At 34.1% G+C, this 2,696-nt stretch carries 3 protein-coding genes; all 3 read right to left on the minus strand.

All coding sequences use genetic code 11. From position 1 onward, the window contains the following. Positions 1–857, minus strand: an 857-nt coding sequence (locus RLO81_RS20055; protein WP_350116142.1) for a hypothetical protein, incomplete at its 3' end; no start/stop codon positions are given. After that, the gene (locus RLO81_RS20060) at positions 854–1,369 is read right to left on the minus strand and encodes a hypothetical protein (protein ID WP_350116145.1); all 516 of its coding nucleotides are present in this window, start codon (positions 1,367–1,369) and stop codon (positions 854–856) included. The genes RLO81_RS20060 and RLO81_RS20055, both read right to left, overlap by 4 nt. A 95-nt stretch (positions 1,370–1,464) precedes the next feature. Then, on the minus strand, positions 1,465–2,541 hold the full coding sequence (locus RLO81_RS20065) for a helix-turn-helix domain-containing protein (RefSeq protein ID WP_350116148.1): 1,077 nt from the start codon (positions 2,539–2,541) through the stop codon (positions 1,465–1,467). Positions 2,542–2,696: the final 155 nt, after the last annotated feature.

Genomic DNA, 2,696 nt, shown 5'->3' on the forward strand with positions numbered 1-2,696 from the left:
GAGTAAATACAGAGCATTGGAATGTTAAGCCTGTGAGGCTGATATGCGGGAATATCATTTAAAATGGTTTGTTCATAATTGCTTATAAACCCACCTTCTAAACTTATAAATGCATCTATGTTTTCATTTTTTACGAGGTGAGCAACACAAAATGAAGACACTATGGCGTTGCCTATAAGAGCTATTTTATCATTATCTACAAAATCAAGTTTAAGTACTTCTGAGAGTATAAATTTCAGATCATCGGCTCCAATATCAGCGCCAATGGTAGATGCCTCTGAGGTAGAACTATCTACTCCTTTCATTTGAAAGGACACCACAACAAAGCCATAACTGGCTAGCATTTCACATGTAGGAGCTGTGGTAAATGGTGCAATTCCATTAGGATAAACAATTAAAGGGAATTTATCATCAATAGGTCGGGCATTTAAATAGGCCTTAGTCGTTAAATTATTAAAAACATCAAGAGATTTCAGTGAATCGGTATTACCCAAATCGTGAACTTTACTTACTATTTCTTGTCTTCCAAAATTTAAATTTTCTTTTGTCTGCTCAAAATAGACTGATCGTGCCGTTAAATCGATGTAATTACCTATTGTAAGTTGTGTGGAAGTAGCATTTTCAGCCGGGTACCATATATTGATCTGAAATTGTCTACCCTTATAATCTGGAGTTTTGTAAAGATTACCCTGCCAATCAGAGTAGGGTATCGCTGGTCGAGTTATATCGAAAGTTTCTAATGTTTTATAGCCGACTACATGCGGTTCAAAAGTGAAGGCTTGCGGATAAAAGGCATCCTTTTCAACTTTTTGAAAACAAGAAGTCAATAAAAGAACTAATATTATTAATGGTCTCATTTTTTTCGTGTTGCTACATCATTAAATATCTGAAACCACTCTTTGTCATTTTTAAATATGCTAGCCCAGCCATTCCAAACTAGTTGATCAGGATTGCTGTAATCAATAGTAGCTCTGAAAAACCGATCCTCAATTACATTTTTAGGAGTGATGGCTTTAATTATTTTATTTTCCTTGTCCAAAAACCATTTATGGAGTCCCTGTTTAGGAAAGTCGCTAGCCACCGCTGTTGCCCAATAGCAATTTTCCTTGATATCATAATTTATAATATACATATAGGTACGCTTTCGGCCAGATGTACTTATGGTTGTTTCAGCTTCCATTAAAATACAACTGTCGTTCAAAAAATAGGAGCAACGTCTTTTGCCGGTTTCTTTATATTCTTTATCTGTTCCCGGCATAATTGTTTCTTCAACTTCCCATTCGCCAATCAGAAAATCTAAATCTTTAATACTTTGACCACTAGCCAATGCGATACTAAATAAGAATAATAATGTGAGTAAATTTTTCATAGTGTAATTTGTTTACACTAAAGCTGTTACATAGAATTAAAAACCAAGTCTCATTCAAGAAATATAGGTCTCAATTAATTTTAATTCACTGATAATCAGTTACTTTCTTTATATTCTTGTGGGGATTGACCAACCATATTTTTAAATAAACGATTGAATGTGGCTTTTGAATTAAAGCCACATTCGTAAGCGATACTAATAATTTTAAGATGGTTGTATTGTGGGTTTTTAAGCTTTGATTTTACCTCTTCTATTCTAAACTCATTAATGAACTGATAGAAATTCTTGTTCAATTCTCGGTTGATGATGGTAGAAATTTCTTTCTCTGAAATGTCCGTTTTCTTGCTCAGTGTTCTTAAGCTCAACTCAGGATCGGTGTATAGTTTTCTCTCCAGTACCATTTGTACTAGATCAGGTGTTTTTGAGATTGATGTTTCCGTTGAAAGATCAATTGGATTGTTCAAGGTTTGCGACTGCCTGTAACCACTAATACTCAACCAATACATGGTCGTTCCATAAATGAGCAGGATAGAGCTTCTAAACCATTCAATTTCAACCGCATAAGTATCGTGAGTAGTTACTTGGGCTATCACATAATAGAGCAATACAATAATGAATAAACTAATTAACACTTTAATAAAACTCTTAAGCCATTGCAAGTGAACATGTTCGATATTTGAAAGTTGATTAAGAATTGATTCATTGTAGCTGTTCAACTTTTTTAGTGCAAAGTAGGAGTAGATAAAAACAGAAATGATGGACGTGAATTCGAGGAACTCACCAATTACATGAATGAAATGCAGTGGGCCACTTAATTGTAAGCCATGGTAAACACTATGAATGTAATTGAGAACAATAGGTGCAAAATGCCATAGTTGTCTGGGTTTAAATTTGTAGGACGGATTAGTAAGATGCTGTGTATAGAAATAAATAGCTGGCCCAATCCAATAGGCCAATGATAATGGCAGAAATGCCAGCCATAAAACATTCAGAAAATATTCTCCACCAATTAAAAATGGTGTAAATGTTAAGGAAAGTGAAATGAGTAGCAGTGCCAGAAACTTATTGGCTTGTTGGTTTTCTCGCTTAAATAAAATTAGTACTGCATAAACAAGCCCGTTAACAACAGAAGTGATAACGAATATTTGTACTACATTTAACTGAAAACTCATTAAACCAAGTTAAACATTTTTACTTTTTCATCATTGATGAATTAGTTAGAAGCAAATAGTGTTAAATTGTGAGTTTACTAAGGAAATGTTATGAAGTGGACATTCGCGATTATTCAAAAGATGAAGGCATCTGTGGTGCTGGCGCTGGTTTTTAT

It is taken from the genome of Fulvivirga sp. (genome assembly GCF_040220315.1).
Lineage (GTDB): Bacteria > Bacteroidota > Bacteroidia > Cytophagales > Cyclobacteriaceae > Fulvivirga.